The organism is Methylobacterium indicum (assembly GCF_001043895.1).
Lineage (GTDB): Bacteria > Pseudomonadota > Alphaproteobacteria > Rhizobiales > Beijerinckiaceae > Methylobacterium > Methylobacterium indicum.
The window spans coordinates 1-23,581 of record NZ_JTHF01000098.1 but is presented as its reverse complement, the minus strand read 5'-3'; the positions used below and the strand labels follow the sequence as shown (position 1 = coordinate 23,581).

Below are 23,581 nucleotides of genomic sequence, written 5' to 3'. Positions count from 1 at the left end.
TCGATCAGATCGCCCGGTGCACCCGTCGCACCGGGCGATTTGCGTTGGGGCAGCGCCATCGGAAACGCACGACCCAGAAACGCAATATTAAGCTTACCGAGACATTCTCCCCGGAACGGCGCGGCGACGACTGCCGATCGAAAGCCGGGGGCGGTCCACCATGCGTTTCGCGATTCTCGGTATCCTCGCCGGCCTCGGGCTCGGCGCGCCGCTGCCGGCTCAGGCCGCCGATCTCGATTTCGGCGTCCTGCGCGGCAGCGACTACGACCCGGTCGCCGCTCCGTCGCCGACCGTCTGGGACGGCATCTATGTCGGCGGCCATGGCGGCTGGTCGAGCGCGAGCTTCGGCTTCGGCGCGGTCTACCAGCCGATCGTCGCCGACGTGCTGCGGGCCCGTGCGATCGAAAGCGACCTGCAAGCCTCGACCCTGCTGCACGCCGGCTCGGTGCGCCGCGACGGGGTGAGCTTCGGCGCCTATGCCGGCGTGAACTACCAGTTCGACGACACGGTCCTCGGCATCGAACTCGACTACACCCATTCCGGGATCATCGGCCGGGCGCTGACCAATACGATCGGTCGCAGCATCACGAGCAGCAACGGCGATTACCGTGCCATCAACCTGCGTGGCGACGCCTCGACGGAGGTCGGGGACTACGCCACGATCCGGGCGCGGGCCGGCTACGCGATGGGCAACCTCCTGCCCTACGTCACCGGCGGCCTCGCCATCGGCCGGGCGCAGATCACGGAGCGTGTCTCGGTCCAGGCCTACGAGTTCGACCAGACGACCTACCGCGCCAACCAGTCGATCCCCGATCCGACGAAGCGCCCCCCGCTCTTCAATGCCGGCTACCGCACGTTCGACCAGACCGACGCGACGTTCAATCCCTACGCGCCGACCGCGGGCCAGCTCCTCGCCCCCGTCGTGGTGGGACGCACCAAGGAGAAGATCGTCGGCGGCTTCGCGGCGGGCGCGGGCCTGGAATACGCGATCACGCCCGGCATCCTGCTGCGTGCCGAATACCAGTACGTGCTGTTCAACGACTTCGACGGCCACAAGATGAACCTCAACACCGTGCGCGGCGGTGCCGCGGTGAAGTTCTGAGGGCACGCGCGACGAGCGCTTGCGGGCGCGGCTCCGCCGCGCCACCCTGCCGGGCCGCCCCGCGAGAAGAGGCGGACCGAAAGGCAGGAGAATCCCGATGCAGCGTCTGGCCGGCAAGGTCGCCCTGGTGACGGGCGGCGCGCGGGGAATCGGCCTCGCGATCGCGCGGCGCTTCGCCCGCGAGGGAGCCGCGGCGGTGATCCTCGCCGACCTCGACGGGGCGGAGGCCGAGCGCGTGGCGCCGGAGAATCCCGCCTTCCATCCCTGCTCCCTCGACGTGACGAAGGACCAGGACTGGACGCGGGCGATCGACCGCACGGTCTCGCGCCACGGCGGCCTCGACGTGCTCGTCAACAATGCCGGGATCGCGGTGGTCGGCACGATCGAATCCGTGACCCTGGAGCAGTGGCGCCGGGTCCAGGACGTCAATGTCGACGGCACCTTCCTGGGCTGCCGCCACGCCGTGCGGGCGATGAAGCCGCCGGCCGGGCGCGGCGGGGCGATCATCAACCTCTCGTCGGTCTCCGGCATCGTCGGCGGGCACAACCTCGCCGCCTACAACGCCTCGAAGGGGGCGGTGCGGCTCCTCACCAAGTCGGTGGCGCTGCACTGCGCCCGCCGGAATTACGGCGTGCGCTGCAACTCGATCCATCCGGGCTTCACCGAGACCGACATGCTGCGCGATCTCGCCGCCGGCAGCCGCTACAGCCCGGAGGAGCTGCGCCAGCGCCTCCAGGCCTCGGTGCCGCTGGGGCGCAACGCCGCGGCCGAGGAGATCGCGGGGCTCGCGACCTACCTCGCCTCGGACGAGGCGGGCTTCGTCACCGGGGCCGAGATGGTGATCGACGGCGGCGTGACGGCGCAATAAACGCCTGCCCCGAAAGTCGGAACCCGGCGGCAGGCTGCCCCCTCTACAGGTCGGCGATTCGCGGCTATTTGTATGCGCCGCAGCAAGATTGACCGGAGACCTGACCGATGTCCGCCCAGGCCGCCCCCGCCCCGACCGACCTCGTCACCCTCGCGCAGGAGGCGGGTCTCTCCGCGAAGGCGCTCGCCGCGGATGCCGCCCGGCGCGTGCGCGCCGGCCTCGTCGGGGCCGACGGCCGCCTGTCGGCGGAGCGCCTCGAGGCCGAGCAGCACGCCGCCCACGGTCTCGCCTGGCTCTCGACCTACGCCGAGGCGATCGTCCAGCTCGGCGCCTACGCGGCCCGCCTCGCGGGCGAGGGGCGCTTCGGCGAGACCGAGACGCTTCTCGTGCGCATCGGGCTCGGCGAGTACCTGGAGCAGCTCTTCGGCGGCATTCCGATGAGCCAGGGCGAGATGGTGCGCCCGACCTCGTCGCTCGGCCTCAAGGCCCAGGAGGTGGCGCGCCACCGCTCCGACGCGGTCGAGACCCTGATCGCGGAAGGCAACACCGCCGGCAACCGCGCCGCCCTGGTGCGGCTGATCCGCGAGGGTTCGGGCGCCACCGTCGGCGACAGCGGCCTCGACGAGGACATGGAGGCGATCCGCACCGAGATGCGCCGCTTCGGCCAGGCCGAGGTCGCCCCCCACGCCCATGAATGGCACCTCGAGAACGCCTACATCCCGCTCGAGATCATCGGCCAGATGGCCGAGCTCGGCGTGTTCGGGCTCACCATCCCGGAGGAATACGGCGGCATGGGCCTGCCGAAGATCTCGATGTGCGTGGTCTCGGAGGAATTGTCGCGGGCCTATATCGGCGTCGGCTCGCTCGGCACCCGCTCGGAGATCGCCGCCGAGCTGATCCTGTGCGGTGGCACCGAGGAGCAGAAGCAGCGTTTCCTGCCCAAAATCGCCTCGGGCGAGATCCTGCCGACCGCGGTCTTCACCGAGCCGAATACCGGCTCCGACCTCGCATCGCTCCGCACCAAGGCGGTGAAGGACGGCGATACCTGGCGCATCCACGGCAACAAGACCTGGATCACCCACCCGGTCCGCGCCGACCTGATGACCGTGCTGGTGCGCACCAAGCCCGAGGAGCCGGGCCACAAGGGCCTGTCGCTTCTGCTCGGCGAGAAGCCCCGCGGCACCGACGCGGATCCCTTCCCGGTCGAGGGGCTGTCGGGCGGCGAGATCGAGGTGCTCGGCTATCGCGGCATGAAGGAGTACGAGCTCGCCTTCGACGGGTTCGCAGTGCCGGAGGGCAACCTGCTCGGCGGCGTCGAGGGCAAGGGTTTCGCCCAGCTGATGCAGACCTTCGAATCGGCCCGCATCCAGACCGCGGCCCGCGCCGTCGGCGTCGCCCAGGCGGCCCTCGATGTCGGCCTGCGCTACGGCGAGGAGCGGGTGCAGTTCGGCAAGCCGCTGGTCTCGTTCCCGCGGGTCGCCGACAAGCTCGCCATGATGGCGGTCGAGATCGCGATGGCCCGCCAGCTCACCTACTACGCCGCCCATCAGAAGGACGAGGGCAAGCGCTGCGACCTCGAGGCCGGGATGGCGAAGCTCCTCGCCGCCCGCGTCGCCTGGGCGGCGGCCGACAACGCGCTCCAGATCCACGGCGGCAACGGCTTCGCCCTCGAATACCCGGTGAGCCGCCTGCTCTGCGACGCCCGCATCCTGTCGATCTTCGAGGGCGCGGCCGAGATCCAGGCCCAGGTCATCGCCCGGCGCCTGCTCGAGGTGCAGTGAGGCGCGGGCCGGCGCGAGCCTCCGACACGTCGAAGCGGCGCGCGGGGGTCTACCCCTGCGCGCCGCCGCCGTTTCCGATCCCAGTGTCCGGGGCTACTTGGTGATCTTCACCGAGACGGGATCGCTCGACGGAAACGTCTCCTCCAGCCCCTCGTCGAGGCGCTCGCTGAGCTTGCTCTGCTGGTTCTCCGGCCGCGCCTTGTCGTCCGGGGAGGCGCTGTCGCGGCGGAAGCCGGGCTGGTCCTGGTTCGGGGTCTTGGTGTCGTCGGCCATCGGGGCCTCCCTGGGTACGGCGTCCCGGCACGGGACGGGTTGCCCGGCTAACGCGTGGGGCGGGCACCTGTTTCGTCCGCTGGCGCGCTTAACCGCGCGGTGGCGCCTCGCCGGCTAGGATGCGCGGGTGAGAGGGCCCGCCGATGCACGCCGTCATCCTGACGAATTTCGCGACGCCGAAGGGCGGCGCCGAGAAGGTCGCGATCGAATCCGCCCGCGGCCTCGCCGAACGCGGCGTCGCCGTCACGCTGATCCACGGGGTCGACGGCCCGGCCGACCCGCTGCTCGATCACCCGGGCATCCGCCGGGTGTCCTTGGGCCTCACCGACGTGTGGGAGCGTCCGGCCTGGCGCGGCGCCGTCGAGGGAATCTGGAACCGCGAGGCGGCGCGGCGCCTGGACGCGGCGCTGGCGGCCCTGCCGGACCGGCCCGACGTGCTGCACCTGCACCAGTGGACCCGCTCGCTCTCGCCGGCGGTGTTTTCCGTGCTGGCGCGCCAGCACGCCCCGGTGGCCGTGACCCTGCACGACTACTTCCTCGCCTGCCCGAACGGCGTCTATTACCGCTTCGACACCGCGGAGCCCTGCTCCCTGCGGCCGTTCTCGCCCGGCTGCCTCGCGGCGTCCTGCGATCCGCAATCGCGCGCCCACAAGGCCGTGCGGCTGGTGCGCGGCTTCGCCCAGCAGGCCGCGATCTTTCGCGGCTTCGGGCGCCGCCCGCTCGCCCTCGTCCACGTCTCCGACGGCAGCCGGGCCCGGCTCGAACCGATGCTGGCGGGCGGGCCGTTCTTCCACCACCGGATCGACAACCCGGTCCGGGTCGCGCGCGCCGCCCCGGCGGATCCGGCCTGCGGCGACGCCATCGCCTTCGTCGGGCGCTTCACCCGCGAGAAGGGGGCCGACCTCGTGGCGCAGGCCGCCCACCGGGCCGGACTGCCGTCTCTGTTCGTCGGCGACGGGCCGCTCGCCGACGAGTTGCGCGCCGTGCCCCGCGCCGAGGTGATCGGCTGGCGCGCGCCTGCGGAGGTCGAGGCGCTGCTGCGCGCCCGGGCCCGCGCCGTGGCGGCCCCGTCGCGCTGGCTCGAGACCGGGCCGCTGACGGTCTACGAGGCGCTCGCCGCCGGCATCCCGGCCATCGCCTCCGGCCGGGCCGGCGCGGGAGAGAAGATCCGGGACGGGGAGACCGGCTTCGTCACCGCCCCGGACGCCGCATCGCTCGCGGAGGCGTTCGGTCGCTTGAGGGACGACGCCCTGGTGCGCCGCCTCGGCGCGGCCGCGCACGAGTGCTACTGGGAGGCCCCGATGACGCTCGCCGCCCACGCGGCGGCGCTCTGCGACCTCTATGCGGGGATGACGGGCGCGGCCGAGGCGCCATCTTTTCAGCGCAGTGCTGTCATGTGAGAGAGCACCCAGACACGGACAGGACCCGAATGCCGATGCGCCGCCCGACGACCTCCCTGCTGCTCGCCGCGCTCCTGCTCGGAGTCGCCCACCCGGCAGGCGCGCAGGCCGAGTCGGTGCCGCCGTTCCGCGCCCTTCAGGACAATCGCACCGTCCCCGAGTCGAAGGCGCAGGTGCAGCTCTCCTTCGCGCCGCTGGTCAAGCGCGCCGCGCCCTCCGTGGTCAACGTCTACGGCACCCACGTCGAGAAGCGCGCCGCCAACCGCGGCGCGATGGACGAATTCCTGCGCCGCTTCTTCGGCGATGCCGGTCCGAACCTGCCCCAGGAGCGGGCGCAGCGCTCGCTGGGCTCCGGCGTCATCGTCGATGCCTCGGGCCTGATCGTCACCAACAACCACGTCATCGAGAACATGAACGAGGTGAAGGTGGCGCTGAACGACCGGCGCGAGTTCGAGGCGCAGATCCTGCTGCGCGACCCCCGCACCGACCTCGCGATCCTGAAGATCAAGAGCCCGAGCGGCGGCCTGACGCCGATGGAGATCGGCGACTCCGAAAACCTCCAGGTCGGCGACTTCGTGATCGCGATCGGCAACCCGTTCGGCGTCGGCCAGACGGTGACGCAGGGCATCGTCTCGGCGCTCGCCCGCACCCAGGTCGGCTCGGCCGACTACCAGTTCTTCATCCAGACCGACGCGGCGATCAACCCGGGCAATTCCGGCGGCGCGCTGGTCGACCTCAATGGCGGCCTCGTCGGCATCAACACGGCGATCTACTCGCAGTCCGGCGGCAGCCACGGCATCGGCTTCGCGATTCCCGCCAGCATGGTCAAGGCGGTGGTGGAGACGGCCAAGGGCGGCGCCAAGACGGTGCGCCGGCCCTGGCTCGGCGCGCGGCTCCAGCACGTCACCCCGGACATCGCCGAGAGCGTCGGCCTCGACCACCCGACGGGCGTGCTGGTCGCCTCGATGCAGGCCAAGAGCCCGGCCGAGGAGGCGGGGCTGAAGCGCGGCGACGTGATCCTGGCGGTGGACGGGCAGACGGTCGACGACCCGGAGGCCTTCGGCTACCGCTTCGCCCTCAAGGGCATCAAGGGCGAGACCAAGCTCACGGTCCTGCGCGGCGCCACCCGCACGACCCTGCCGGTGCGCCTCGGACCGGCGCCGGAGACCCGCCCGCGCGACGCGCTCAAGGTGAAGACCCGCTCGCCCTTCCTCGGCGCCACGGTGGTCAACCTGTCGCCGGCGGTGATCGAGGACCTGCAGCTCGACCTGCCGGCCGCGACGCAGGGCGACGGCGTGATCATCTCCGAGGTCGAGAGCGGCACCGTCGCCAACCGGGTCGGCCTGCAGAAGGGCGACATCCTGATCGCCGTGAACGGCACGCCGGTCGCCACCACCAAGGACCTCGAGCGGATCACCCGCGCCACCGCGCCGATGTGGGAGGTCACGATCAACCGCGGCGGGCAGCAGATGACGTCGGTGTTCGGGGGGTAGGGGGCTTACCTTCCCCGCGCCACCGACCTCCGTTGTTCCGAGTTCGGAAACGACGAGCGCCGTCCGGGAAAGGAAGAGCGCGGATCTTCCCCTCTCCCCGCGGGCGGGGAGAGGGCCGTGTTCCCTGAACGGGAACACGGCAAGCGGAGGCGCAGCCGAAGCGAGGGTGAGGGGGTGTTGCCGGAAGTGGCTCACTCGTCGAGACCCCCTCACCCTCGCCCTGCGGGCTTGCCGGACCTCCTGAACGGAGGCCCGGCCCTCTCCCCGCCCGCGGGGAGAGGAGAGAACCTGCGCTACACCTTTCCCCGGACAGCCCTGCACCCGCGGAAAGAGGGGAAACCCGTGCTGTGTCTTTGACGGGTCAATCCTTGGGAAAACGGGGCGCGGTGTTCAGGCGAGATCGGCCTCTACGACCGCACTTCCCGCTTCGCGACGAAATTGATCTCGTCGACCAGCACGTCCTTCACCACGTCGCCGCCGAGACGCTCGTTGACCTTCGCCCGCACCTCGGCCAGCCGCTTGGTGATGTCGTATTTCGCCAGCTTGCGGAAATCGAGCGCCGGATCGCCGTAGATCTGGCGGAAGGCCTCGTCGACCACGAAGGCGTTGGGCGGCACCGGCAGGGTGTGCATCAGCTTGGCGTCGGCGGTGAAGACCAGCACCGCGATGACGTAGCCCTGCACACGGCCGTCGGCGATCATCGGGATGTTGATCGGCGCGAGCTTCTGGTATTGCAGGCCTTCGAGATAGGGCTCGGTCTTCTTCGAGAAGATGCCGCCGCCGAAGGTCACCGCGCCGTAGCACGACGCGATGGTGACGGCGCAGATCCACAATCCGGTGATCAGGATCTTCATGACCGGAGGCTCGTGCGCGCGGTGTAGGTGCCGTCGGAGTCGCGGGCGAGCGCGGCCTGGGTCAGGGTGTCGTCGATCTCCTCCAGCGCCCGCAGATGCAGGGCGACGACCTGCTGGTTGCGGGCGAGCTTGTCGCGCAGCCGCGCCAGATGGATCGCCTCGGTGGTCTCGAGGGCGGTGGGATCGAGGTCGCGGGTGAGGCGGGTGAGCTCCAGGAGCCCCTGGCTCTTGCGGCGGTTGAGGCCGTCGAGGTCCATGGGCGATCGCGTTTCCAGCGCCTCGGTCTCCTCCTCGACCACGGCCTCGAGCCGCTTGATGCAGGCGAGCAGCATGGCGGTCAAACCTTGGCCGCCGGGTTGGCGGCATCCACCGGCGCGGGGCCGGCCGGGTGGGCGGCGTTCAGCATCTTGGCGATGCCGATGCCGCCGGCCTTGGCGATCTGCGTGCCGATCTGCTCGGCCAGCATCGACTTCCAGATCCCGCCGGCATTGCCCTTGCCGTACACGGTCTCGGATTTCTCCGGCATCATCGCCTCGACGAATTGCTGCAGCACCAGCCCCTCGAACTTCTTGTAGGGGTCGCTGCCGGCCCCCGACATCGCGGTCTGGTTCTGCAGGCCGGTGAGGGCGCCGCGGGCGTCGAGCGGCATGTGGGTCGAGAGCCCGACGTCGCGGGCCGCGTCCGCGAAGGCGGTCGCGCCGGCGCTGCCGGGCTGCGACAGCTTGGCGGCGGCCTCCTGGAAGCGCGCCGGATCGGCGGCCCGGGCCACGTCGAGCACGATGTCGGAGGGCGGGGTGATGCTCATCGGCGGTCGGGTCCGGACTCGTTCGGTGAACGGAGTGTTACCGCGCCTGGCTTACGGGAGGCTTGCGTCGGGGGAGGCCGCATCGGGCCTGCCCGACAAGCCGTCGAGACGCTCCATGTCGGCGCGCCGGTCCTGCTCGCGGCGGTGGTCGTCGGCCCGGCGCTCGGCGAGCGCCTCGGCGCGTTTCTGGGCGAGCCCGCGCTCGCGCAAAGCCTGGGCGTGGGCGGCGGCGGCGGCCTCCACGGCGCTGGCCTCGCTGGCGAGCCCGCGCAGGCGCCGGGCGGTCGCCTCCAGCAGCATCGGGCCGTGGGCGCTCTCGGACAGGGCGGCGAGCAGCCTCGCCCGGTCGGCCTCCAGCGCGGCGGCGCGCTCGCGGGTCGCCGCGAGCTCGATCTCCGCCACCCGGCGCATCTGCTCCTGCACGGCGACGAGGCGCTTGGCGCGCTTGAGCCGGTCGCCGGTCCCGGCCGCCATCAGCCGCGCACCAGCCAGGCCGCGTAGCCGAGAAGGAACTGCGTCATGAACTCGCCCGCCAGGTAGTAGAGCATCAGGAGCCCGCCGAACATCACGAACGGCGTGGCGACGAAGTAGACGGGGATCGTCGGCGTGAGCTTGTTGACGAAGCCCGCCGCCAGGTTGACCAGGATCGAGTAGATGATGAAGGGCGCGGTGATGCGAAGCCCGAGCATGAAGGCGCTGGCGACCTGATCGACGATCCGGGTCAGCATGATCTGGCTGCCGACGCCCTCGCCGGGCGGGATGCGGGCGTAGGATTCGACGAGGCCGCGAAACAGCTCCCAGTGCAGGTCGGCGGCGAAGAGGAGGGCGGTGGCGGTGAGCAGGATCAGCCCCTCCACCGCCGGCACCGGGTCGATGCCCTCGATCGGCGTGCCCGGCATGCTGCCGAAGCCCACCATGGTCGAGGTCGCGTTCATCACGGTCTCCAGAACCAGGATGAAGATCCGGCCGAGGAAGCCGATCATCAGCCCGGTCAGGGTCTCGCTGGCGATCCACAGGAGCGTCTGGGTCGGGGCCTGTCCGGCCAGCCGCGGCTCGAATTGCGGCACGATCAGCGGCGCGATGGCGAGCGAGACGGCCCCGGCGATGAGGAGGCGCACCTGCTGGGGCACCCGGGGGCTCGAGAAGCCCGGCACCACCAGGAGGCAGCCGCCGACCCGGCAGAAGATCAGGAAGACGGCGAGGAAGCTGTCCGGCCCGATCCCCGTCACGAAACGGTCCCTAGGGACTTGATCTCGACGCCGCGGGCGATCTCGAGATGCGAGAGCACCGGCAGGGTCGGGAAGATGCGCTCGATGATCATCCGCACGTAGGGCCGGGCATCGGGCGCGGTGACGAGGGCGAAGCCGTGCGCCTCCCGCATCCGGGCGCGGATCGCCTCGGAGGCCTCGGTGCCGAACTGCTCGACGAGGCGCGGGTCGATGTCGAACTCCACCACCTCGCCCTTGGCGTCGCGCTTCAGGCTCTGGTGGAACGACAGGTCCCAGCTGGCGCCCAGGCGCAGCACGCTGAGCACGCCGTTCTCGGCGAGGTCGCCGCAGATCTGCTGGGCCATGCGCATCCGGACGTGCTCGGCGATCTGCTCGGCCCGGCGCGCGTGCGGGGTGATCTCCGCCACCGCCTCCAGGATCAGGTGCAGGTTGCGGATCGAGACCCGCTCGGCGAGCAGGAGCTTGAGCACCGCCTGGAGGCCCGAATAGGAGATCTGCGACGGGCAGATCTCGTCGAGCAGGCGCTTGTATTCGGGGTCGAGGCGGTCGAGGAGCGCGCGCATGTCCTTGTAGGACAGGAATTGCGGCAGGTTGTTGCGGATCACCTCGGAGAGGTGGGTGAGCAGCACCGAGGCGCCGTCGATCGGCTCGAAGCCGCCGCGGCGGACCTCGCCGGCATAGGAATCCATCACCCAGAGCGCCTTCATGCCGAAGGCGGGCTCGCGGACCTCGTCGCTCGGCACGTCGGGGCGCGGCCCGTCGCCGATCACCACCAGCATCTCGCCCGGGCGCAGCTCCTGGCTCGCCGCCACGGTGCCGTGGATCAGGATCTGGTAGCTCTTCGGCGGCAGGGCGAGGTTGTCCGAGACCTTGATGTCCGGCACCACGAAGCCGTACTGGCGGGCGAACTTGCGCCGCATCTTGGCGACCCGGTGGCCGAGCTCTCCCTGCGAGGCCTGGATCTGCGAGCTCGCCTGGCGGCCGAGGCTGAGCTCGATCTCCGGGGTCTTGAGCGAGTCCTTGACCGAATCCTTCTCCTTCGCCTCGGCCTGGCGGACCGCCTCCTCGGCCTTGGCCTTGGCCTCCGTCGCGGCGGCCTGCGCCTGGAGGCGGCGCGGGATGGTGCGGGCGATGAAGAACAGGAGACCGCTGAGCGCCATGAAGGGCAGGAAGGGCAGGCCCGGCACGAGGGCGAACACGCCCATCATCGCGGCCGCCACGAGCAGCGCGCGGGGATAGGCGCCGAGCTGGCCGATCACCGCCTGCTCGGCGGTGCCCCGCGTGCCGCCCTTCGAGACCAGCAGGCCGGCGGCCAGCGAGACGATGAGGGCCGGGATCTGCGAGACGAGGCCGTCGCCGACCGAGAGCTTGGTGAAGATGTCGGCGGCGGTGCCGAGCGGCAGGCCGTGCCGCGTGGTGCCGATGATGATGCCGCCGAAGACGTTGACCGCGATGATGATGAGCGAGGCCACCGCCTCGCCGCGCACGAATTTCGAGGCGCCGTCCATCGAGCCGAAGAAGGCGCTCTCCTCCTCCAGCTCCCGGCGCCGGCGCTGCGCCTCCTTGTCGTCGATCAAGCCGGCATTGAGATCGGCGTCGATCGCCATCTGCTTGCCGGGGATCGCGTCGAGGGTGAAGCGGGCGCCCACTTCCGCGATGCGGGTCGCGCCCTTGGTGATGACCAGGAAGTTGACCGTGATCAGGATCAGGAAGACCACGATCCCGATCACGAAGTCGCCGCTCATCACGAACTGCGAGAAGCCCTGGATGACGTGGCCGGCGGCGTCCACGCCCTTCTGGCCGTTGGCCAGGATCAGCCGGGTCGTCGCGATGCCGAGCGCCAGGCGCAACAGCGTGGCGATCAGCAGGACGGTCGGGAAGGCGGAGAATTCGAGCGGCTTCTGGATCCAGAGCGCCACCATCAGGATCAGCACCGACAGGGCGATCGAGAAGGCGAGCCCGACATCGATGAGCAGGGCCGGCACCGGCAGGAACAGCACCGCCAGGATCGCCACGATGCCGGCCGCGAAGCCGAAATCCCGCCGCGACTTGCGCTTGATCGCGAGTGCTGCGCCCGCTGCCATGATCTAACTATCCTCCGCGAAGGCTCTTCGCAGGCAGGGGTGCCACGGCTAGCTTGCGTGGGGGTTGGGGCCGCATCCGGCTTTGGAGCGCTACAGATTGTCCCTCTTGAATTTACGGGGTTAGCCTATTTCTTATAATGTCTAGAAAAAATTTCCAGTGATCGCTCATGCCGTTCTATTAGAGCGCGTGCGCAAAGATTTGACACGAACGCTACATCTGTAAATCTGGCCCAATGAATTGGATCGCTAACATTAATTGGCTCCCTGCCATTTAGATTGAAATGTGCCATAGCATCTCTAAATTCTTTTTGAAAGAAATTATCAAATACTTTCTTTATTGGCTGCCCAATCAAATGATTTATCCCGCTAGGAAAATTGGGATGATCCGGCACATGCAATTTAGGTGTATCAATATTTATATTTTCTGATCTGGCTTTTTTCGATAAATCAGTCCGAAGATGCCCTAATAGGCCTTCCATTATTTTATATAGACATAATACTTTATAGTAAGGGCTGTTAGAATTTTGAGCTTCACGATATAGTGCGTACACGGGAGCAAGTTCCGCCGGCAGCGTTTCATCGCCATTATTTATAATGCATGGCCTTGGTGGGGAAACAAAAAATATAGTTTGAGCTTCAGTTGTAATATTTTTTACAACAAAAAGGTCAATAAATATCGGAATATTTGCAACATAAGATATTCTATCGAAAAAAGCAGATAATCGATCGGCGAATTTATGTCTGGCATCTCCGGCATCCGAGGCTTCGACTAATGAAGTCGCCATTGATAGTTCGCTTTTATCATTTTTATCAAGGCGAATTATGCCATAATTATCCCTGATTTCGATATACTGATTTTCGGTGGCAGTTAAAACGTAAGAAGAGCCATCTAGTGGACCAAAATCTCCTTTGAGTTCAATCTCGCGCGGAGATTTTGAAAATTTAGCTTTTACTTGAAATAAGTTTTTGCCGACTGCATCTTTTCTTCTGCAGGGGATACCATCAATCGGATCTTTAAAAAGTGGAACAATATTTAGCCTGCAAGAAATTCCGGCTTCCGGTAAATCACTTAAAGAGATCTTTGCGCTCGGCTCTTTTGTGGTTCCTAGCGATTTGTTTTTCACAATCATACCTCAAAAAACACTAAATGCCTTTGTTGCTACTTAGAACTGTGCACTTCCACGGGAACAATATCAACAGACACCTAAAATCCCGTGGCGATGCGCCCGTAGGCGGCCTCGGCGAAGGCGTAGATCTGGCCGCCGATGAAGGTGCCGGTGACGAGGAGGACGAGCAGGATCACCACGATCTTCGGCACGAAGGTCAGGGTGACCTCCTGGATCTGGGTCAGCGCCTGCAAGAGGGCCACCGCGATGCCGACCAGCATCGCGGCGCCGACCGCGGGACCCGCGGCGACGATGACGGTCCAGATCGCGGCCCGGACGAGCTCGAGGGCGTCGACCTCGTTCATGGAATGCCGGTCATGGGGTGCCGCTCACGGATGCCTGTCGCGGCATCCTACTGGATCGTGATGCCGGAGGTCAGCAGCACGTCGGCGCCGCTGGTGAGCCGCGCCTGGACCCCGTCGGCCGTCACCTTCACCGACTGGACGGTGCCGGTCACGGTGCCGTCGGCCGAGGTGAGGGTGCGCCCGATGACCGAATCGGCCTGGTCGAGGAAGCTCGAGGCCAGCAGCGAATCGAGCTTCTGGTTGGTCTTCGTCGCCTGCTCGACCTGCGAGAAGGTCGCGAGCTCGCCGACATACTGCGTCGAGTCCATCGGCTTCGTCGGATCCTGGTTCTTGAGCTGCGCCACCAGCAGCGTCAGGAAGGTGTCCGAGTTCATCGAGGCGGCGACCGAGCTGGTCGCCTTGGCGGCGGCCGCGGCGGTCGTGGTCGCGCCGGTCGCGGTCACGCCCGCGGTGGCGCTGGTTGTGCTGGCGACGGTCATGGTCAGGCTTCCGGGTCGAGGGCGGGCAGGGCCGCGGCGGCGAGGCGGGGCGCGGCCGGCGGCCGGCGCTGCGGCCGCTCGCGGGGACGCTCGACCCCGCGGGGGCGGCGGCCGAGGGCGCCGAGAACCGGCACCGGGACCGCGGCGGCGGGCGGCGCGGCATCGGCGAGGGCGGCCGGGTCGGCGGTCATCAGGGCGGCCTCCAGGGGGTAGAGCCCGCGGATCATCTTGAGGGCCTCGAACAGGCGCCCGGCCGCCACCAGGGCGTCGGCCGAGGCCAGCCCCTCGCGCAGGGCCGGCTCGCCGGTGGCCGCGAGCAGGCCGTCCCGGACCCCGTCGTAGAGCGCCCGCGCGGCCTGCGCCTTGGCGGGCTCGATCAAGAGGGTCTGGGCCGCGAAGTAGAGCTGGCGCAGCGGCGTCGTCGCCTCCTCGGCCTGGAGGACGTGGCTCTCCAGCAGGAAGGTGGCGTCGTTCATGAGCTCGATCGCCACCTTGCGGTCGACCCGCAGCACGGCGCCGTTGATGTAGATCCGTTCCCCGGCTCGCAGCGACAGGCGCATGGCGCGGCTCACCGCAGCCCGTCGCGGATCGAGGTGTTCACCTCGATCAGCGCCGCGAGGCTGCGCTCGGGCGAGCGCAGGACCGCGCCGGCCTCCTGCATCGTCCAGGCGCCGATCTGCACCAGGTCGGCGCGCAGGGAGGCGGGCAGGGCGTTCTCGGGTTCGAGCAGGTCGGCGATCAGGACGTTCCAGAGCTCCTGCACGAAACCCACGGCCGCGGTCCGCTCCGGCCCGGACAGGCCGCGGGCCTCGACGTCGCGCAGGAGGGTGAGGGCCCGGTCGAAGGCGGCGCGCTCGCGGTCGCGGCCGACCTCCGGGGCGTCCTCCAGGATCTCGGAATAGGAAAAGCGGTACATCGAGCCGATGCCTCGTGTGTGTCAGCGCGTGTGGTCGGCGTGGCGCGGCGGGGTCGCGCGCTACGAGATGTATTTCAGCAGGGACAGGCCCTGGAGCTGCGCGGTCAGCGAGTACGACATCTGAAGCTGGGTCGTCGCGGCGTTGAGCCGGGTCTTGGCCTCGGCCGGGTCCACGGCCTCCAGGCCGGCGATCTCCTTGGCGACGAGGGCGGACTGGGCGTCGAGCCGGGTGTTGGCGTCGGTGATCCGGGCCTGGACGCGGCCGAGATCGGCCTGGAGCGAGACCAGCCCGGCGCTGCCCTTGCTCAGGAGGCTCATCGCCCGGTTGGAGACCACCGCCTGGGCCTCGGCCGAGAGGCCGGTCATGCCGAGCGAGGACACCAGGGCGGCCTCGGCGAGCTGGCGGAACGCCGTCTCGTTGGCGCCGACCGAGGTGGTGACGGTCTCGGTGAGGGAAATCCGGCTGGTGATGGCGGTCGAGGAGGCCTGCGACCAGGTCGTGCCCCAGTTCGGGTCGGCGAACTGGGCCGCGACCGTACCTTCGAGGAAGCCCTGGATCTGCGCGGCCGTGAGGTCGGAGGTGCGGGCATCCGACGGCGGGAAGCCGAAGGCGGTCTGGAACGCCGCGACCGCATTCGTCTTGGCGGCAGCCGCCGCACCGTCGCGGATCGGGCTGACCCCGGTATTGGTGCCGGAGAACAGCGACTGGCCGTTCGACGAGGCGTTGAGGAGGCTGGTGAGCGTCGCCAGCGTGTCGTCGGCCGAGGCCGCCATCGCGGCGACGCGCTGGTCGGCCGGCAGCCCGGTCAGGGTGGCGAGCCGGGCGTCGGCCGCCTTCTGCATCTGCTGCAGGTTGGCCTGGGTCGCGCTCAGGCGCGAAGCGGTGAGGCCGTTGCCGTCCTTGAGGGCGGCGATCTCCGCCGCGCCCTGGCGCAGGGAGAGGCTGCGGCCGACCTGGCCGCCGAGGGAGAGGCCGATATCGGCGTAGCGCCCGTCGGCGATCTCCTTGGTGGCATTCGCGATCTCGGCCTGGAGCCGGCCCGACGCGCTGCGGGGCACGTTCCACAGGCTGAGACTGGAGATGTAGCTCGTGGTCATCATGGCTGGCAGGGCTCTGTCTCTGGATCGCCGCGAAACCGCCTCACCGCACCGCGGCGAAGAGGGTCTTCAGCAGGTCGTCCACCATGGTCAGGATCTTGGCCGAGGCGGTGTAGGAGCGTTGGAGCTGCAGGATCTGCGCGGTCTCGTCGTCGCCGTTGACGCCGGCGACGTTCGACAGGGCCTCGGTGGCCCGGCCGAGCAGGGTCTTCTGGTAGTCGGCGTCGGTCGAGGCGGCCTTGCGGCTCGCCTCGAGCCAGCCGGCGGAATCGGCCGCGAAGCCCGCGAGCGTCGTCGTCTCGCGCAGGGACGGGCCGGGATCGAAGCTGCGCGCCGCGGACAGCCCGCCGGTCAGCGCGCGCAGGCGCCCGGAATAGCTCGCATCCATCGACGGGTTGGCCCTGTAGGCGCTGCCGTTCATGCCGCCGTCGCGCAGGAGCGTCACGGTCCCGCCCGCCTGCGGATCGACCGCGGCGTTGAGGGCGATGCGGCTCGCCAGCCCGGTCTGCGAGGCCGGCAGCGCCGCGCCGGACCCGGCGGTGAACAGGCCGGCCAGCGGCCCGACATAGGCCGGATCGGTGGCGGCGCGGGTGTCCGCCTCCTGGAACGTGTCGACGAGCGCCCCCGCGATGGCGTCGAGCTGGCCCTGATAGGCGACGGCCGTCTCGTCGCGCAGGGTCGCGAAGCCCGCGAGCTTGCCGCTCGCGATCCGCATCGGCGAGGTGGCGCCGGTGACCGGCACCCCGTCGACCATGACGGCGGCCCCTTGGGTGCCCGACGGGAAGCCGGCGCGCGGCGAAAAGCTCACCGTGCGGGCGCCGCGCTCGTAGAGCGGCACGCCGCTGTCGGTGTAGATCGCCATGTCGCCGCCGGACCGGTCGGAGACGGTGATGCCGACCTCCTCGGAGAGCTGCGACAGGATCCGGTCGCGGGCGTCGAGGCTGTCGCTGATGTCCTGGCCCGCGGCGGTGCCGCGCATCACCGCCCGGTTGGCCGTCTCGAACTGGCCGAGCAGGTCGTTGATCCGCGAGACCGAGTCCGCCATGCCCTGGTCGGCCTGGGACCGGACCTGCTCCACGGCCGAGGCCGCGGCGTTGAGGCTCGCCGCGAGGTCGCGGGCGCTCTCGACCGCGGCCCGGGCGAGGTTGGCGTCGTCCGGGCGGTTGGCAGCGGCCTGGAGCGCCGCGTTGAGGGCGCCGAGCCGGGCGGCCGGCGAGCCCGCATCGCTGGTGTCGCCCACCGTCTTCGACAGGGCGGTGATGCCGTCGAGGAGCGCCTGCCGCTCGGCGGCGCCAGAGGACGCCGCGAGCCTGCGCATGAACAGGGCGGCGTCGCTCGCCCGGGTGACCACGACGGTGGTCCCCCCGACCCCGCTCACCAGGCTGACGACCTTGCGCGAGTAGCCGGGATCGTTCGCCCCCGCGGTGTTGCGCGCGGAGGCGGCGATCTGGCTCGACGTCGCGAGGAGCGCCGATCGTGCCGAGTCGAGTGCGAGCGAGAGGCCCATCTGTCAGCTCCCGGTGGCCGTACCGGCTACCGCTTCAGGTTCATCAGGGTGTCGAGCATCTCGTTGCCGGTCGTGAACACCTTGGAGTTGGCGGTGTAGACCGACTGCGACTCGATCATCGCGGTCAGCTCGGTGCTGACGTCGACGTTCGACTGCTCGAGGGCGCCGGACTTGATGCCGCCCCGGCCGTTCTGGTTGGCGAAGCCGACCTGGATGTCGCCGGAATCGACGCTGACCTGGTAGACGTTGCCGGAGCGGGGCTGGAGGTTGTCCGGGCTCTTCACGGTGGCGAGCGGCACCTTGAAGGCGGCCAGCCGCGTGCCGTCCTCGAAGGAGGCGTAGACGGTGCCGTCGGCGCCGAACTCGGTGCCGGTCACCGCGGCCGGCGCCTTGCCGTCGGCCTTGCCGTCGACGCTGTAGTCGCCGGCGAGCTGGTTCAGGCCCGAGAAGTCGAGGGTGATGTTCTCGCCCTTGTTGCCTGGGGCGGTGTTGAGGGTGATCGACTTCGCGCCGCCCGCATCCGCGAGTCGGCCCTGGGCGTCGAAGCTGAGCGTCGCGGCCGCGAGGCGGGTGCCGCTCGGCAGGGCCGGGGTGGAGCCGGCCGGGGTCGGGTCGGTGGCGGCGTTGTAGATCGAGGCGGTCCAGGTGCCGCCGGTGTTCTTCGACAGGTAGACGTCGAGGGTCTGGGCCTTGCCGAGCTTGTCGTAGGTCACGAGCGAGTACTTCTTCGAGTACTGGCCGGCGGCCGCGACGTCCGCGTCGAGGGGCAGCTTGCCCGACAGGCTGGCCTCGGTGGTCGGGGTCGCCCGGGTGCTGACCGACGAGAGGTTGATCGGCACCATGTCGGCGACGCTGTTGAGCGTCGGGTTGGGCTCGCCGTCGAGCAGGCTGTAGCCCATCAGGGTCATGCCGGCCGCGTTGGAGAAGTTGCCGGTGACGCCGTCGACCTTGAAGTTGCCGGCCCGGGTCAGGTAGGGCGCGCCGGACGGGTCCTTGACGACGAAGAAGCCGTTGCCGTCGATCGCGAGGTCGGACTTCGAGGTCGTGGCGTTGAGGGTGCCGCCCTCGGTCACCGCGCGGCGCACCTTGGTCTCGACCGAGCCCGAGTTGTAGTTGCCGCCGGCGCTGTCGGCGATCAGCAGCGACGAGAACTCCGCCGAGCTGCGCTTGTAGCCCGTCGTGCCGGAATTCTGGATGTTCTCCGCCACCGTCGAGATGCGGTTCGACTGGGCGTTCATGCCGGAGACGCCGGAGCGGAGCACGCCGATGAGACTCATTGCGGGACCTCGTTCGTCAGGATGCGGGACCGGGCGTGCCGGGCGGCGGGGTTCTTGCGGTCGCGCGCAGGCGGGGGAGCGGCCTGCGGCAGGGTTTCGGCCGGAATAGACCCGCACAGGCTTGCGCGGGGCTTGGAGAGGAGCCTGGAGGGGAGCGCCGGGCGGCGCGGGAGACGGATCGCCATCGCGCGTCAGCCCCGCAGCGACTGGGCGAGTTCGAGGAACGCGTCCTGGCTCGCCGGCTGGGACGGGTCCTGGCGCAGGGCGTCGTAGATCCGCGGCACGAGGCCGATCGCCTGGTCGAGCTCGGCATCGGTGCCGGCCCGGTAGCCGCCCATCAGGCGCAGGTCCCGGGTCTCCTCGAACCGGGCCATCATCGCCCGGAGCTTGCGGATCAGGTCGCGCTGCTCGGGCGTCCAGACCTCGGTGGCGAGCCGCGAGATCGAGCCGAGGAGGTCGACCGCCGGGTAGCGGCCCTGCTCGGCGATGGCCCGGTCGAGGACGACGTGGCCGTCGAGCGTGCCGCGGATGCTGTCGGCGACCGGATCGTTGTGGTCGTCGCCGTCGACCAGCACCGAGAACACGCCCGTGATGGTGCCGCGGCCCTCGAGCCCCGGGCCCGCCCGTTCGAGCAGGCGCGGCAGGTCGGAGAAGACGCTCGGCGGATAGCCGCGGGCCACCGCCGGCTCGCCCGCCGCCAGCGCCACGTCCCGGGCGGCGTGGGCGTAGCGGGTCACCGAATCGACGATCAGGAGCACCGATTCGCCGCGGTCGCGGAAGGATTCGGCCACCGCCAGCGCCACCTTCGGGGCCTGGCGGCGCATCATCGGGCTCTCGTCGCCGGTCGAGACCACCACGACGGCGCGGGCGCGGCTCGGCGCCAGCGCGCCCTCCAGGAACTCGCGCACCTCGCGCCCGCGCTCGCCCACCAGGGCGACCACGACGCTGTCGAAGCCGGTGGCGCCGGCCAGCATCGCGAGAAGCGTCGACTTGCCGACGCCGGAGCCGGCGAAGATGCCGATGCGCTGGCCGGCGCAGAGCGGGGTGAAGAGGTCGAGCGCCCGGACCCCGGTGCGTAGCGGCGCGCGCACCCGGGCGCGGCCGAGGGCGGCCGGCGGGTCGGCGTCGAGGGGGCTCGCGCGCTCGCCCGGAACGAGGGGCCCGGCGCCGTCCACCGGACGGCCGAGGGCGTCGATCACCCGGCCCTTCCAGCTCGGGTCCGGCCGCAGCTCCGCCGGGCCGAGGCGCCGGGCGAGCGTGCCGATCCCGGCCTCGATCCGGCTCTCGTAGGCCTTCAGCGTCGCGCCCTCGGCGTCGACCCGGACGATCTCGCCGACCTGCTCCCGGCCGCCGGCCTCGAAGGCCATGCGGTCGCCCAGGCGCACGAAGGGCGAGACGCCGCCGATCCGGCAGGCGCTGGCGGTGACCTCGCGGATCGGACCGCCGATCCGCACCAGGGCGCCGTCCCGGCGGGCGGCCGCCATCGTCTCGGCGAGGCGCGCGAGCGGATCGGCCATCCTAGCTGCCCTGCGGCGAGAGCGACTTCACGGCGCTCTGGAGAGAGGATTCGGCTTCCGCGGTCGCGGTGGCGGCGCTCTCGAAGGCGCGCTGGATGGTGATGAGCTTCGTCATCTCCATGATCGGGTTGACGTTCGAGCCCTCGACGTAGCCCTGGACGACTCCGATGCCGGTGAAGTCCTGGACCGGCCGCGCGGGCAGGCTGGAGGTCACGGCGTTGTTGGGCGCCCGGGTCAGCGTCGCCTTCTTGTCGAGGATGAAGACGCCGAGCGCCCCGACCTGGTTGGTGCCCTGGAAGATGCTGCCGTCGCGCCCGATGGTCGGGGGACCCTGCTGCGGGTCGAGGAGCAGCGGCGAGCCGCCGGGATCGAGCACCGGCTGGCCGGTGAGGTTGCGCAGCTGGCCCGTGGCGTCCATCGTCAGGCGCCCGTCGCGGGTATAGGCGGGGCCGGACTGGCCGCCGATGGCGAGCCAGGCATCGCCCTGCAGCGCGACGTCGAGGGGCGAATCGGTCTTGGTGATCGGGCCGGAGGCCCGCGACAGGTAGGTGTCGCCGGTGCCGACGAAGGCCACCGCGCCCTTGGTCGCCTGGGCGAGGAGGGCCGAGAACTTCGTCTCCTCGGCCCGGTAGCCCGCCGTCGACATGTTGGCGACGTTGTTGGCGGTGGTCGTCAGGCGCTTGTCGAGGGCGACCTGGGCCGACAGGTTGACGTAGAGGCTGTTCTGCATCGCCGCCTCACCCCTGCCCGTTGCTGAACAGGGCCAGGATCGGATCCGTGGCGGTGTTGTTCTGCGCGTCCCAGATCGCCGCGAAGCGGCGGGCGAAGGCCTCGACCTTGGCCGGGTCCTGGAAGCTCGCGAAGTCGACCTTCGAGGAGATGAGGTTCGCCCGCACCGTCAGGGCGTCGGAGGTGGTGGCGCTGCTCGTCGCCGGCAGGCCGATCACCGTGTTGACGACCTGGGTCAGGGCGGGGTCGCTCAGGATGTCGTAGCCGGTGTTGAGGCCCGGCGCCTTGCGGGCGAAGTACAGGGCGAGGCGTACGCCGGTATCCTGGGCACCGGCATCCGATTCGAGGCTCTGCTGCAGGTAGGCGTCGACCACCGCCTGGACGTTGGCGCTCGGCGGCAGGTCGGTGCCGTTGCCGATATCGACCGCATTCTGGCCGGTGCCGGACAGAGGCGCGTTGGTGACGCTCAGGGTGCGGACGGTGCCGCCCGCGGCGTAGATCGTGTCGGCGTTCACGCCGTCGCCGCCCGGCGCCCCGTCGAAGCCGTAATCCGTGTAGCCGGTCGATTCGAAGAACAGGTTGCCGTTGACCCCGATGCCGACCTGCACCTTGCCCATCAGCCCGTCGGCGCCCGAGGCGCCGATCTGGGCGCTGATCGCCTGGCCGAGCTCGGTCGGGGTGACGTTGGCGAGGTCGGCGACCTTGCCGGCGAGGGCGGCCCGGTTGAGGACGATCGTGGCGGACTTCGTCGTTCCCGCGTCGACCTGCGACGAGAGCGTGAAGCGCGCCTCGTTGGTGCCGGAGAAATCGTAGCTCGTGGCGAGCGTTCCCGGCAGGGAGAGCCGGGCGGCGACCGCCGGGACCGGATCCTGGCCTTCCGCGAACACTCCGTCGGTGCCGGCGGCGGAGGGGCCGGGCGCGAAGTCGAAGGCCTTGGCGAAGGCGACGTAGCGGTCGTCGGCGAGACGGTTGGCGAAGGCCGCGGACGAATCCGTGCCTTCGGTCAGCACCTTGCGCATGAACGCCTTGGCGTAGCCCATGTCCTCGAGGCCGAAGGCCTTGACGGCGTAGTTGTAGAGCCGGCTGTCGGCCATGAAGTCGTCGATCGACTTCACCTTGCCGATATTGGCCTGGTAATAGGCGGTGTCGCGGGCCACGATCGGCTCCGCGCCCTTGCGCTGCAGCGAGGTCGCGAGATTGCGCGACAGCAGCATGTAGCTCGTGAGAGTCGTCACGGATCAGCGCTCCGGCCCGTCGGCCCGGTGGGACGGGGCGGCCGGCCGCTGCGGCACGAAGCCCCGATGAGGCCTCCGCTCTAGGTGGCCACGCTTGCTCGGGGCTTGCAGCCCGGCCGCGGCCTGCCGCGTCGAGACTCGCCGCATCGCGTTCACAGCGGAGTCGGCCCGATGATGGTCTCGGTGGTGATGACGATCCAGCCGGCGCCGGTGCTGCGGATCGACAGCACGCGCCCGCCCCCCGGCAGGACCGAGCCGACCGCGACCTGATGCAGGCCGTCGCGTCCCTCGACCACCGCCTGGCCGGCGGCGGCGCGGCGCAGCACGAAGCCGGCTTGCGGCGGGGCGGCCTGCACGACGAGGCCCTGCGCCGGCGCGGGGGCGGACGGAGCCGGGGGCGGCACGTCCGGCAGCGAGCCGGTGATCAGGGGATCGAGGTCGATCTCGGGCTGGGGGGCCGGCGCCGCGATCCGCTTCCAGGTGAACGGCCCGGCGGTCGCGGGCAGCACCTCCCGCACGTCGTAGGGGCGCACCGGCTGGGACAGCGTGTAGCCGGCGAATCCGGTCGCGGTCAGCGCCAGCAGGATGGCGGCCCCGAACACGCCCCGCTCGGTCGCCGCCTCCCGGGCCCGGCGGCGGGCGATCAGGCCCGCGATCGGGCTCGCCGGGGGCGAGGCGGGCCGCGCGAGGGCGGGATGTCGTGGTTTGGCCGGGGCTGCGGGCATGGCCGGGATCGATCGGATGGTTGATGGCTAACGAGAGATGAAGGAACAGGCTTTATGATCGGTTAACGCCGCCGCGCGGGCCCGTCCCGGGCTTGCGCGCCGGCCGGAACGCCGTAAGCGTGACGGGCGGGCAGCGCGGCCCGGATGCGGGGAGACCATGGCCGACCGACCGGAGACCGATCGCCCCGGACCCCACGGACCGGGCCCCGACGACGGTCGCGGCGACGCGCCCATTCCCCGCGCGGGCCGGCGCCACCGCGTGATCCAGCAGGGACGGATCGTGCTCGGCCCCGACCGCCTCGTGACCTGCGAGATCGCCGACCTCTCCGCCGCCGGCGCGAGGCTGCGCGTCCCGGCCCGCATCGCCCTGCCGGAGACCTTCCCGCTCGTCATCGCCGCCCACGAGCTGCGCACGGTCGAGGTCCGCCTGCGCTGGCGCCGGGGAGATTTCGCCGGGGTGACGTTCGAGGGGGCGGGGGCCTACGTCGGCTGAGGCGGACGTGGAGGTTCTGAGGTTGTTCGAACCGACCGACGGGATCGAGAGCCCCGCTGTCGTTCCGAGGTCGCGACAGCGGAGCCGCACGACACCTGACGGCGTCGCGCGCTTCCCTTTCCCGGACGACTGACGCGATAGCGCAAGGAGATCCGGGAACCAGCGCAAGAAGCCAGCATGACGGCAACCTTGCAGCATACGGAGCCGCTTCGCGGCATTTCTCCCCTGGATCCCGGATCTCCTTC

The 23,581-nt window shown here is 70.0% G+C and carries 25 protein-coding genes; 6 read left to right on the top strand and 19 right to left on the bottom strand.

The genetic code is table 11. The features are described 5' to 3' along the window. Window positions 1-160: 160 nt before the first annotated feature. From QR78_RS11865 to QR78_RS11855, 3 genes are all read left to right on the top strand, one after another. Entirely contained in the window at window positions 161-1,102 is a 942-nt protein-coding gene (locus QR78_RS11865) for an outer membrane protein (RefSeq protein WP_048427726.1), read from the top strand. Window positions 1,103-1,199: 97 nt separating this feature from the next. Then, on the top strand, window positions 1,200-1,970 hold the full coding sequence (locus tag QR78_RS11860; RefSeq protein WP_048427725.1) for a glucose 1-dehydrogenase: 771 nt from the start codon (window positions 1,200-1,202) through the stop codon (window positions 1,968-1,970). Window positions 1,971-2,077: 107 nt separating this feature from the next. Beyond that, window positions 2,078-3,751: an acyl-CoA dehydrogenase family protein gene (locus tag QR78_RS11855; protein WP_048427724.1), complete on the top strand. Its 1,674-nt coding sequence runs from the start codon at window positions 2,078-2,080 to the stop codon at window positions 3,749-3,751. Between the two features lie 93 nt (window positions 3,752-3,844). Here the strand turns inward: QR78_RS11855 and QR78_RS11850 are convergent, their stop codons facing one another. Then, complete coding sequence (locus tag QR78_RS11850; protein WP_048427723.1) at window positions 3,845-4,024, bottom strand: hypothetical protein; 180 nt, start codon at window positions 4,022-4,024, stop codon at window positions 3,845-3,847. Window positions 4,025-4,167: 143 nt separating this feature from the next. Here QR78_RS11850 and QR78_RS11845 point away from each other — a divergent pair, with 143 nt between their 5' ends. Together QR78_RS11845 and QR78_RS11840 are read left to right on the top strand one after the other, a co-directional pair. Continuing rightward, window positions 4,168-5,424: a glycosyltransferase gene (locus tag QR78_RS11845; protein WP_048427722.1), complete on the top strand. Its 1,257-nt coding sequence runs from the start codon at window positions 4,168-4,170 to the stop codon at window positions 5,422-5,424. Window positions 5,425-5,459: 35 nt separating this feature from the next. Then, window positions 5,460-6,917 carry a DegQ family serine endoprotease gene (locus QR78_RS11840; protein ID WP_048427742.1) on the top strand — a complete coding sequence of 486 codons (1,458 nt, stop codon included), beginning with the start codon at window positions 5,460-5,462 and terminating at the stop codon, window positions 6,915-6,917. Between the two features lie 407 nt (window positions 6,918-7,324). Here QR78_RS11840 and QR78_RS11835 read toward each other — a convergent pair whose 3' ends face one another. The 18 genes from QR78_RS11835 to QR78_RS11755 form a co-directional block, all read right to left on the bottom strand. Further along, entirely contained in the window at window positions 7,325-7,771 is a 447-nt protein-coding gene (locus tag QR78_RS11835) for a hypothetical protein (protein ID WP_048427721.1), read from the bottom strand. Further along, a complete protein-coding gene (locus QR78_RS11830; protein ID WP_048427720.1) occupies window positions 7,768-8,103 on the bottom strand; it encodes a hypothetical protein in 336 nt (111 codons plus the stop codon). Before QR78_RS11830 ends, QR78_RS11835 begins: the two co-directional genes overlap by 4 nt. Before the next feature lie 5 nt (window positions 8,104-8,108). Beyond that, window positions 8,109-8,576 carry a rod-binding protein gene (locus QR78_RS11825; RefSeq protein WP_048427719.1) on the bottom strand — a complete coding sequence of 156 codons (468 nt, stop codon included), beginning with the start codon at window positions 8,574-8,576 and terminating at the stop codon, window positions 8,109-8,111. 51 nt (window positions 8,577-8,627) lie between these two features. Continuing rightward, window positions 8,628-9,050 carry a hypothetical protein gene (locus QR78_RS11820; RefSeq protein ID WP_048427718.1) on the bottom strand — a complete coding sequence of 141 codons (423 nt, stop codon included), beginning with the start codon at window positions 9,048-9,050 and terminating at the stop codon, window positions 8,628-8,630. After that, entirely contained in the window at window positions 9,050-9,805 is a 756-nt protein-coding gene (fliR, locus tag QR78_RS11815) for a flagellar biosynthesis protein FliR (protein ID WP_048427717.1), read from the bottom strand. The genes QR78_RS11820 and fliR overlap by 1 nt, the downstream gene beginning before the upstream one ends. After that, complete coding sequence (flhA, locus tag QR78_RS11810; RefSeq protein WP_048427716.1) at window positions 9,802-11,889, bottom strand: flagellar biosynthesis protein FlhA; 2,088 nt, start codon at window positions 11,887-11,889, stop codon at window positions 9,802-9,804. The genes fliR and flhA overlap by 4 nt, the downstream gene beginning before the upstream one ends. 125 nt (window positions 11,890-12,014) lie before the next feature. After that, window positions 12,015-13,013 (bottom strand): methylamine utilization protein MauJ, encoded by a 999-nt coding sequence (gene mauJ / locus QR78_RS34075; protein WP_125900998.1) that lies wholly within the window; start codon window positions 13,011-13,013, stop codon window positions 12,015-12,017. Window positions 13,014-13,093: 80 nt separating this feature from the next. Then, window positions 13,094-13,360: a flagellar biosynthetic protein FliQ gene (locus QR78_RS11805; protein ID WP_048427715.1), complete on the bottom strand. Its 267-nt coding sequence runs from the start codon at window positions 13,358-13,360 to the stop codon at window positions 13,094-13,096. A gap of 47 nt (window positions 13,361-13,407) precedes the next feature. Beyond that, window positions 13,408-13,839, bottom strand: a complete 432-nt coding sequence (flgD, locus tag QR78_RS11800) for a flagellar hook assembly protein FlgD (RefSeq protein WP_048427714.1) — start codon at window positions 13,837-13,839, stop codon at window positions 13,408-13,410. Between the two features lie 2 nt (window positions 13,840-13,841). Further along, the gene (flbT, locus tag QR78_RS11795; RefSeq protein ID WP_082171659.1) at window positions 13,842-14,399 is read right to left on the bottom strand and encodes a flagellar biosynthesis repressor FlbT; all 558 of its coding nucleotides are present in this window, start codon (window positions 14,397-14,399) and stop codon (window positions 13,842-13,844) included. An 8-nt stretch (window positions 14,400-14,407) separates the two neighbouring features. Beyond that, a complete protein-coding gene (gene flaF, locus QR78_RS11790; RefSeq protein ID WP_048427713.1) occupies window positions 14,408-14,755 on the bottom strand; it encodes a flagellar biosynthesis regulator FlaF in 348 nt (115 codons plus the stop codon). 60 nt (window positions 14,756-14,815) lie between these two features. Further along, complete coding sequence (locus QR78_RS11785; RefSeq protein ID WP_048427712.1) at window positions 14,816-15,856, bottom strand: flagellar hook-associated family protein; 1,041 nt, start codon at window positions 15,854-15,856, stop codon at window positions 14,816-14,818. Between the two features lie 40 nt (window positions 15,857-15,896). Beyond that, window positions 15,897-17,360, bottom strand: coding sequence for a flagellar hook-associated protein FlgK (gene flgK / locus QR78_RS11780; RefSeq protein ID WP_048427711.1), 1,464 nt, complete (start codon window positions 17,358-17,360; stop codon window positions 15,897-15,899). A 26-nt stretch (window positions 17,361-17,386) separates the two neighbouring features. Further along, complete coding sequence (locus QR78_RS11775) at window positions 17,387-18,637, bottom strand: flagellar hook protein FlgE (protein ID WP_048427710.1); 1,251 nt, start codon at window positions 18,635-18,637, stop codon at window positions 17,387-17,389. A 191-nt stretch (window positions 18,638-18,828) separates the two neighbouring features. After that, a complete protein-coding gene (gene fliI / locus QR78_RS11770) occupies window positions 18,829-20,154 on the bottom strand; it encodes a flagellar protein export ATPase FliI (protein WP_048427709.1) in 1,326 nt (441 codons plus the stop codon). A gap of 1 nt (window position 20,155) precedes the next feature. Then, a complete protein-coding gene (gene flgF / locus QR78_RS11765) occupies window positions 20,156-20,884 on the bottom strand; it encodes a flagellar basal-body rod protein FlgF (RefSeq protein ID WP_048427708.1) in 729 nt (242 codons plus the stop codon). A 7-nt stretch (window positions 20,885-20,891) separates the two neighbouring features. Further along, the gene (locus tag QR78_RS11760) at window positions 20,892-22,118 is read right to left on the bottom strand and encodes a DUF1217 domain-containing protein (RefSeq protein ID WP_244276359.1); all 1,227 of its coding nucleotides are present in this window, start codon (window positions 22,116-22,118) and stop codon (window positions 20,892-20,894) included. 152 nt (window positions 22,119-22,270) lie between these two features. Further along, a complete protein-coding gene (locus QR78_RS11755; protein WP_048427706.1) occupies window positions 22,271-22,843 on the bottom strand; it encodes a hypothetical protein in 573 nt (190 codons plus the stop codon). A gap of 157 nt (window positions 22,844-23,000) precedes the next feature. On the opposite strand from QR78_RS11755, the gene QR78_RS11750 reads away from it, so the two are divergent. Further along, window positions 23,001-23,336 carry a PilZ domain-containing protein gene (locus QR78_RS11750; protein ID WP_082171658.1) on the top strand — a complete coding sequence of 112 codons (336 nt, stop codon included), beginning with the start codon at window positions 23,001-23,003 and terminating at the stop codon, window positions 23,334-23,336. Window positions 23,337-23,581 lie beyond the last annotated feature (245 nt).

What these genes read in the sequence shown, in the direction of transcription:
- QR78_RS11865 (WP_048427726.1), top strand. Translation starts at nt 161, where the DNA reads ATGCGTTTCGCGATTCTCGGTATCCTCGCCGGCCTCGGGCTCGGCGCG.
- QR78_RS11860 (WP_048427725.1), top strand. Translation starts at nt 1,200, where the DNA reads ATGCAGCGTCTGGCCGGCAAGGTCGCCCTGGTGACGGGCGGCGCGCGG.
- QR78_RS11855 (WP_048427724.1), top strand. Translation starts at nt 2,078, where the DNA reads ATGTCCGCCCAGGCCGCCCCCGCCCCGACCGACCTCGTCACCCTCGCG.
- QR78_RS11850 (WP_048427723.1), bottom strand. Translation starts at nt 4,024, where the DNA reads ATGGCCGACGACACCAAGACCCCGAACCAGGACCAGCCCGGCTTCCGC.
- QR78_RS11845 (WP_048427722.1), top strand. Translation starts at nt 4,168, where the DNA reads ATGCACGCCGTCATCCTGACGAATTTCGCGACGCCGAAGGGCGGCGCC.
- QR78_RS11840 (WP_048427742.1), top strand. Translation starts at nt 5,460, where the DNA reads ATGCGCCGCCCGACGACCTCCCTGCTGCTCGCCGCGCTCCTGCTCGGA.
- QR78_RS11835 (WP_048427721.1), bottom strand. Translation starts at nt 7,771, where the DNA reads ATGAAGATCCTGATCACCGGATTGTGGATCTGCGCCGTCACCATCGCG.
- QR78_RS11830 (WP_048427720.1), bottom strand. Translation starts at nt 8,103, where the DNA reads ATGCTGCTCGCCTGCATCAAGCGGCTCGAGGCCGTGGTCGAGGAGGAG.
- QR78_RS11825 (WP_048427719.1), bottom strand. Translation starts at nt 8,576, where the DNA reads ATGAGCATCACCCCGCCCTCCGACATCGTGCTCGACGTGGCCCGGGCC.
- QR78_RS11820 (WP_048427718.1), bottom strand. Translation starts at nt 9,050, where the DNA reads ATGGCGGCCGGGACCGGCGACCGGCTCAAGCGCGCCAAGCGCCTCGTC.
- flhA (WP_048427716.1), bottom strand. Translation starts at nt 11,889, where the DNA reads ATGGCAGCGGGCGCAGCACTCGCGATCAAGCGCAAGTCGCGGCGGGAT.
- QR78_RS11805 (WP_048427715.1), bottom strand. Translation starts at nt 13,360, where the DNA reads ATGAACGAGGTCGACGCCCTCGAGCTCGTCCGGGCCGCGATCTGGACC.
- flgD (WP_048427714.1), bottom strand. Translation starts at nt 13,839, where the DNA reads ATGACCGTCGCCAGCACAACCAGCGCCACCGCGGGCGTGACCGCGACC.
- flbT (WP_082171659.1), bottom strand. Translation starts at nt 14,399, where the DNA reads ATGCGCCTGTCGCTGCGAGCCGGGGAACGGATCTACATCAACGGCGCC.
- flaF (WP_048427713.1), bottom strand. Translation starts at nt 14,755, where the DNA reads ATGTACCGCTTTTCCTATTCCGAGATCCTGGAGGACGCCCCGGAGGTC.
- QR78_RS11785 (WP_048427712.1), bottom strand. Translation starts at nt 15,856, where the DNA reads ATGATGACCACGAGCTACATCTCCAGTCTCAGCCTGTGGAACGTGCCC.
- flgK (WP_048427711.1), bottom strand. Translation starts at nt 17,360, where the DNA reads ATGGGCCTCTCGCTCGCACTCGACTCGGCACGATCGGCGCTCCTCGCG.
- QR78_RS11775 (WP_048427710.1), bottom strand. Translation starts at nt 18,637, where the DNA reads ATGAGTCTCATCGGCGTGCTCCGCTCCGGCGTCTCCGGCATGAACGCC.
- fliI (WP_048427709.1), bottom strand. Translation starts at nt 20,154, where the DNA reads ATGGCCGATCCGCTCGCGCGCCTCGCCGAGACGATGGCGGCCGCCCGC.
- flgF (WP_048427708.1), bottom strand. Translation starts at nt 20,884, where the DNA reads ATGCAGAACAGCCTCTACGTCAACCTGTCGGCCCAGGTCGCCCTCGAC.
- QR78_RS11755 (WP_048427706.1), bottom strand. Translation starts at nt 22,843, where the DNA reads ATGCCCGCAGCCCCGGCCAAACCACGACATCCCGCCCTCGCGCGGCCC.
- QR78_RS11750 (WP_082171658.1), top strand. Translation starts at nt 23,001, where the DNA reads ATGGCCGACCGACCGGAGACCGATCGCCCCGGACCCCACGGACCGGGC.